A 6,924-nucleotide genomic window follows, 5' to 3' on the forward strand; every position below is an offset into this window, starting at 1 on the left:
GTGCCGTGGAGTCGCGAGCCGTGCCGTGAGCGGCCGGGGTGCGCGCGGCACCGGCCCGGCGTACGAGCCGCGGGGCGCACCGCGGGCGGACCGCGGCGCGGACCGCGTCAGAGTGCGTCGAGCATGCCCAAAAGGATGCCGCGGGTCTCCCGCGCCGGAGCGGCGTCCGTCACCAGCCGGTCGATCACGTGCCGGTAGTACTCGACGTCCTCCTGCTCGGGGTAGGAGGCGCCGATGAGCTGCTCCAGATAGATCACGTCGGGCAGTTCGCGCTCGGGGAGCCGCAGCAGCGTGACGGGGCCGCCGGCCGCCGCGTGCCCGCCGGCGGAGAAGGGCATGACGTGGACGGTGACGTGCGGCAACTCGCAGGCGGCGATGAGGTGTTCGAGCTGGCCGCGCATCGTCTCGGGGCCGCCGACGCCGCGGCGCAGCGCGGCCTCGTCGATGACGGCCCACAGGTGCGGCGGGCGTCTGCCGTGCAGGATCCGCTGGCGCAGCATGCGCAGTTCGGTACGGCGCCGCAACTGTGCGGCGGGGGCGCCGGCATGGCCGAGTTCGATGACGGCGCGGGCGTACTCGGGTGTCTGGAGCAGCCCGGGGACGAACTGCACCTCGTAGCTGCGGATGACGTCCGCGGCCTGTTCCAGTCCGAGGTAGGTGTGGAACCAGTCGGGCACGATGTCGTGGTAGGCGTGCCACCAGCCCGGGGCGTTCGACTGCACGGCCAGGGCCCGCAGGGTGGCCTGCTCGTCGGCGTCGCTCAGCCCGTAGATGCTCAGCAGGTCGGTGACGTCGCGCTCGCGTACGGCGCTGCGGCCGCGCTCCAGTTGGGCGATGGTCACGTCCGAGACCTTGATGGCCTCGCCGGCCTCCTCGCGTGAGATGTACTGCGCCTCGCGCAGCCGCCGCAGGCGCTCGCCCAGCACGAGCCGGGGCACCGCGGGCCCCGGCGGCCGGTCCGGGACGCGGCGGTCGGGCAGGTTGCCCGAGATCTCAGAGATGCGCATGCCTCAGCTCCCCGTGCAGTGAACGCATAGGTCGCGCCACGGTGACCATGTGTCGGTCCGGTCCGCTCCGCCTCGCGCTGGGCGAGAGGTACGTTTCCACGGCACTGTCCGTCCTCATTCCCGCACATGCCCCTGTCCAGTCCCCGCCACCCCGTCACCGGAAGGAGGACTGTTGCGCACGTTGCACAAGGGAAGGAATCTACGTGGTGTGGCGCGGATCGGCCAATCCCGGAGGCCGAAAATGATTCCCTCCCGGCGGCAGTCCGCGCAACCGTCCGATTCCGGACAGCCGACCGGCGCGTCCTGAACGCTCCGGGCCGAAATCGCCCCCGTCACCGCTCACTTCAGGAGCGCGCATGTCCTCTTCCGGCCACGCGACCGGCCTGCCCGCGCACAACTGGGCGGGCAACACGGTCTTCACCGCCACCGGCGTCCGACGCCCCGCCTCCGTCGAGGAGTTGCAGCACATCGTCGCCTCGTCCCGCCGGGTACGGGCGCTCGGCAGCGGCCACTCCTTCAACCGGGTCGCCGACACCGCCGGTGAACTCGTACGGCTCGACGCCCTGCCGCCCCTCGTGGAGATCGACGAGGCGGCCTCGGCCGTCACCGTCGGCGCGGGCATGCGGTACGGCGAAGTGGCCACCGTGCTGCACGAGTCGGGCCACGCGCTGGCCAACCTCGCCTCGCTGCCGCATATTTCGGTGGCAGGCTGCTGCGCGACGGCCACCCACGGCTCGGGCGACGCGGAGCAGTGCCTCGCGGCGGCCGTGACGTCGCTGGAGCTGGTCGGCCCGGACGGCGAACTGACCACGCTGAGCCGGGAGTCGGACCCGGAACGCTTCCCGGGCGCGGTCGTCGCGCTGGGCGCCCTGGGCATCGTCACGCGGCTCACGCTCCGCGTCGAACCGGACTTCGAGGTCTCCCAGCACGTCTACACGGGCGTACCGCTCACGGAGGTCGCCGACCGCTTCGACGAGATCTTCGGATGCGCCTACAGCGTCAGCGCGTTCACCGACTACCTCGGCGACGCCCGTGTGTGGCTCAAGCGGCGTACGGCCGAACGTCCCGGCACCCGGGCGCGGACGCGCTGGGAGGGAGTGACCCCGGCGGGCGCGGCCCACCACCCGATCCCCGGCATCCCCGCGACGCACTGCACCCGGCAGCTCGGCGTGCCCGGCCCCTGGCACGAGCGACTGCCGCACTTCCGGCCGGACTTCACGCCCAGCAACGGCGACGAGGTCCAGTCGGAGCTGCTGCTGCCGCGCGCGTCCGCGGCCGAGGCGCTGGAGGCGCTGCGCGCTCTCGGGCAGCGGATCGCGCCGGTGCTCCAGATCTCGGAGATACGGACCGTCGCCGCCGACGATCTGTGGCTGAGCCCGTTCTTCCAACGGGACTGCGTGGCCTTCCACTTCACCTGGGTCAAGGACCAGGACGCCGTACTGCCGGTGATCGCGGCCCTGGAGGAGCGGCTGCTGCCGCTGGGCGCGCGCCCGCACTGGGGCAAACTCACCGCCATGGAGCCGGAGTCGGTGGCGGCGCTGTACCGACGGGCGGGCGACTTCCGGGAGTTGGTACGGGAGCACGACCCCGACGGCGTCTTCGCCAATCCCTTCGTGGACCGGGCCTTCGCGCTGCGCTGAGCCCCGGGGAGCCGGCGGCCCCGTACAGCATTGGCCCAATTCCGTTGCCACGGCGGCGAGTTGGGCACCGTCCCGTGTGCCGCCGACCATGAACCGGCGGGCCGGGGGCAACCGGAAGGTGTCGGTTTCCCCCGGTGCCCGAAGGGACGGTCAGATGACAGCCACGAAGCGTCCAGCCGAGGTCCGCAAGCGTCCGCCGTGGTGGGTCGTGGTCTCGATGGCCATGGTCCTGGTCCTCCTGGCGCTGCTGCTGGGAGGGATGTCCGGTCTTCTGCCCAAGGCCGCCAACCCGTTCGCGACCGAGACGAAGGACCGCAGCGGGCCCGTGCTGCTCAAGTCGATCCAGGACATGAGCCGTTACGAGGCGGCCTCCGGCACCTTCCAGGTCGTCGTCGACCTGGACGAGGACGCCAGGTTCCTGCCGGACGAGATACGCGGCAAGCGCACCCTCTTCGTCGGCAAGGGCGAGGTCGGCGCGTACGTGGACCTGGGGAACGTCGGCGAGGACGCCGTGCGGGTCAACGCCGACCGTACGGAGGCGACCGTACGGCTCCCCCGCGCCCGGCTGGAGAAGCCCGCGCTGGACGCGGAGCACTCGTACGCGGTCGCCAAGCAGCGCGGACTGCTCGACCGGCTCGGCGACGTCTTCTCCGACAACCCCAACGACGAGCGCCAGGTGCACAAGCTGGCCGTGCGCCACATCGGCTCCGCCGCGAAGAAGAGCGACCTGACCGCGCGGGCGGAGAAGAACACGAGGTCGATGCTGGAGGAGCTGCTGCGCTCGCTGGGCTACGAGAAGGTGACGGTCGCCTTCACGAACGGCGGCGGGAAGAGCTGAGCGCCGGCCGGTGCCACCAGTGGCGGCGGCGGGGATGCACGGCGCGGCCCAGGCGGCGCCCCAGGATGAGGTAACCGAGCATGGCGCCCGTGGTGTTGAGGATGACGTCGTCGATGTCGAAGGCGCGTCCCTGCACCAGGGCGCCCTGCACCAGCTCCACCAGCAGCATGACCAGCGCCGTCGCCAGCATCACGCGCAGCAGTCCGCGGGTGCGCGGCACGAGCGCCGGAAGCAGCACGCCGAAGGGCATGCCGAGCACGATGTTCCCGCCGAGCTGCTTGAGGGTGTCCTGAATGGCGGGCTGTGAGAGGTAGTTGCGGATCGAGTCGCCGGGACGCAGATTGCTGTGGATCAGCGATTCGGACGCGGCCGAGGGGTTCAGCGTCAGCTTCGACAGCACGACGGCGAACCCGACCATGGCGACGAACGCCACGATGAGGATCAGCACCCGCCACACCAGCGGCAGCCGCTGCTCGGAGAGCGCCGCTTCCAGGGCGGCCGCCCGTTTCGCCGCCGCCGACTGCTTCTTGGGGCCCTTCGCCGACGTGCTCTTCGACGTGCTCTTCTTGGCGCCCGCGTTCTTGGCACCCGTCTTCGCCGCCGTGGTCTTCTTCGCGGCGGACTTCTTCGCGCCCGCCGCCGTCCGGCCGGAGCTCTTGCCCGCGGCGCTCTTCTTCGCGGCGGACTTCTGGGCGGTCTTCTGGGCGGGCGCCTTCTTCGCGCCGCTCTTGTCCTGCTGTGCGGACGTCTTACCGGCGGACGACGGCTTCGCCTTCCCCTTCGCTGCGTTCAGGAAATTCTGCACCTGCTTGCACCCCCGGAGGGCCTCGGTACTGTCTGGCCAGCAGTTACCCCCGGCTTCCCGAAGCATGCGCCGCGCCCGCCCGGCCGCCGCGGGAGCGCACCGCAGCACACCGGCAGCGCACTCAGGGCTTCCGCGCGACCCCGCCGTAGACGGGGAACTCCGCGTCGGTGACGTCCGACTGCGCCTCGCCGCCCTCGGGACGCCAGCGGTGTGCGACGACGACGCCCGGCTCCAGCAGCTCCAGCCCCTCGAAGAACCGGCTCACCTCGGAGCTGGAGCGGATCTGCCCCTCGGCGACCGTCGACTGGTACGCCTCGGCGACCCGCGTGAGCAGATCCGGGTCGAAGTCGGCGGTGGCGTGGGAGACCACCAGGTAACTCCCGGACGGCAGCGCGTCCATGAGCGCGTGGACGGTCTCGTACGCTCCCCGCTCGTCGGTGATGAAGTGCAGCAGCGCGATCAGCGACAGCGCCACGGGACGGTCCAGGTCGAGGGTCTCCCGGAGCTGCGGCGAGCCCAGGATGCTCTCCGGCTCGGTGAAGTCGGCCTGCAGAAAGGCGGTCCGGCCCTCGGGGGTGCCGCGGAGCAGTCCCTGCGCGTGCTGGAGGACGATGGGGTCGTTGTCGGCGTAGACGACCCTGGTCTCGGGGGCGACGGCCTGTGCGACCTGGTGGAGGTTGGGTTCGGTGGGGATGCCGGAACCGATGTCCAGGAACTGCCGTACGCCGGCCTCCTCGACGAGCCAGCGGGTCACCCTGTGCATGAACTCCCGGTTGAGATGGGCCCCGAGGACCACTCCGGGCCATACGTCCACGACCCGCCGGGCGGCGGCCGCGTCGGCCTCATAGTGGCTCTTGCCGTTCAGCCAGTAGTCGTAGACCCGGGCAGGGTGCGGTCTGCTGGTGTCGATCTCGTCATTCGCTGTCACTGCTGCTCTCCCCAAAGCGCGGTCGCCGACGAGACACTGTCTCACCGATGGCTTCCCCGGACAGCGCCTGATCCGGCCTGATGCGGCCCTCTCCGCGTCCGTCACGTCATGGCGTCCACACCGGTCACAGCGCGGCCGATGATGAGTTTCTGGACCTGGCTGGTGCCTTCGTAGAGCGTGAGGACGCGGGCGTCTCTCAGATACTTGCCGACGGGGTACTCGTCTATGAAGCCGTAACCGCCGAACGTCTGCAGGCAGTTGTTCGTGACCCGCACGGCCGTCTCGCTCGCGTGGTATTTGGCGACGGACGCCTCCGTCGCGTACTCCTTCGGCGAGGCGCCCGCGTCGGCCATCCTCGCCACCTGGTGCGTGAGCAGCCGGGACGCCCTCGTGTCGACCTCCGCGTCCGCCAACAGCTCCTGGACGAGCTGGAACCGGGCGATCGGCCTGCCGAACTGCTCGCGTTCCGCGGCGTATCCGACGGCGGCGTCGATAGCGGCCTGCGCCAGTCCGACCGCTCCGGCGGCCACGGAGATCCGCCCGCGGGAGAGCGCGCCGAGCGCGATGCCCAGGCCGCGGTCCACCTCGCCGAGCCGGGCGGAGTCCGGCACGCGTACGCCGTCGAAGGCGAGTTCGGCGGTGGCCTGGCCGCGCAGCCCGAGCTTGCCGTGCACCTCGGTGGCGGTCAGGCCGGGGGCGGCGGTCGGCACCAGGAACGCGGTGATCCCGTCCTCGCTCGTCCGCGCGAACGTCAACGCCACCTCCGCGACGGTGCCGTTGGTGATGAACATCTTGCCGCCGTCGATGATCCAGTCGCCGCCCTCCCGCCGTGCCCGGGTGGTCAGCGAACCGGCGTCGGATCCGGTGCCGGGCTCGGTCAGGGCGAAGCAGCCGAGGGCGTCGCCGCGCACCAACCGCGGTACCCACTCCTCGCGTTGGGCCTCGGTGCCGTGGGCGACGACGGTCTTCGTGACCAGGCCCAGGGAGACCGACACGATGCCGCGTACGGCGGAGTCGCCGCGGCCCAGCTCCTCGGTGGCCAGGACGTAGGAGAGCATGTCGGCCTCGGTGCCGCCGTAGCGCTCGGGCACCGTCAGCCCCAGGAAGCCCAGTTCGCCCAGGCGCCGGGGGATGCCCGGATCGACGCGCTCGGCGCGGTCCCACTCGCGGGCGTGCGGCGCGACCTCGGCGTCGACGAACCGCGCCGCCATGGCGCGGATGTCGCGCTGGGTCTCGGTGAGGCCGAAATCCCGGCTGTTCATGGGGTGTTCTCCTCCGCATCGCGGACGGGACGGGCGCGGGCGGGCGGGTCCTGGACGAGCGGGGTGTCCGGCGCGGTCAGCGGCAGCCCGAGCTGTGCGCGCTCGCGCACCCAGCGCGTCGGCCGGTAGCGGGGGTCGCCGCTCGTGGCGTACAGGGCGCGCTGCAACTCCAGCATCCGTACGGCGCCGATCCGTTCGCCCCACGTGAGCGGCCCGTACGGGTAGCCCAGACCCGCGGTGACGGCCAGGTCGATGTCGGCGGGCGCGGCGATGTGCCGTTCGGCGATGGAGGCGGCGACCGAGACGACGGAGGCGAGGAGGCGCTGCGCGACGGAGCCGGCGGTGTCCCGTACGACCGTGACCGCTGCGCCGCCGGCGCCGAGCACGGCCGCCGCGTCCCGTAGCGCGCCGGCGTCCGTGGCCGGGGTCACCGCGAGCACACGG

General features: G+C 71.8%; 7 protein-coding genes. 2 read left to right on the top strand and 5 right to left on the bottom strand.

The window, feature by feature from the left end; translation table 11 throughout:
* Positions 1–107: 107 nt before the first annotated feature.
* Positions 108–1,007, bottom strand: coding sequence for a helix-turn-helix domain-containing protein (locus AN218_RS31805; RefSeq protein ID WP_070020491.1), 900 nt, complete (start codon positions 1,005–1,007; stop codon positions 108–110).
* Between the two features lie 356 nt (positions 1,008–1,363).
* Between AN218_RS31805 and AN218_RS31810 the strand changes: the two genes are divergently transcribed.
* Positions 1,364–2,647 (top strand): FAD-binding protein, encoded by a 1,284-nt coding sequence (locus AN218_RS31810; RefSeq protein WP_070020492.1) that lies wholly within the window; start codon positions 1,364–1,366, stop codon positions 2,645–2,647.
* A gap of 154 nt (positions 2,648–2,801) precedes the next feature.
* Positions 2,802–3,485, top strand: a complete 684-nt coding sequence (locus AN218_RS31815) for a DUF4230 domain-containing protein (RefSeq protein WP_079132810.1) — start codon at positions 2,802–2,804, stop codon at positions 3,483–3,485.
* On the opposite strand, the gene AN218_RS39135 is transcribed toward AN218_RS31815, so the two are convergent.
* The 4 genes from AN218_RS39135 to AN218_RS31835 form a co-directional block, all read right to left on the bottom strand.
* Positions 3,460–4,290, bottom strand: coding sequence for a VanZ family protein (locus tag AN218_RS39135; protein WP_420856043.1), 831 nt, complete (start codon positions 4,288–4,290; stop codon positions 3,460–3,462). The two genes, AN218_RS31815 and AN218_RS39135, sit on opposite strands and share 26 nt — an antisense overlap.
* A gap of 121 nt (positions 4,291–4,411) precedes the next feature.
* A complete protein-coding gene (locus AN218_RS31825; RefSeq protein WP_070020493.1) occupies positions 4,412–5,218 on the bottom strand; it encodes an SAM-dependent methyltransferase in 807 nt (268 codons plus the stop codon).
* 101 nt (positions 5,219–5,319) lie between these two features.
* Positions 5,320–6,480: an acyl-CoA dehydrogenase family protein gene (locus tag AN218_RS31830; RefSeq protein ID WP_070020494.1), complete on the bottom strand. Its 1,161-nt coding sequence runs from the start codon at positions 6,478–6,480 to the stop codon at positions 5,320–5,322.
* Positions 6,477–6,924, bottom strand: a 448-nt coding sequence (locus AN218_RS31835; RefSeq protein ID WP_244900885.1) for a 3-hydroxyacyl-CoA dehydrogenase family protein, incomplete at its 5' end; no start/stop codon positions are given. The genes AN218_RS31830 and AN218_RS31835, both read right to left, overlap by 4 nt.

It is taken from the genome of Streptomyces nanshensis, from assembly GCF_001751255.1.
GTDB lineage: Bacteria > Actinomycetota > Actinomycetes > Streptomycetales > Streptomycetaceae > Streptomyces > Streptomyces nanshensis_A.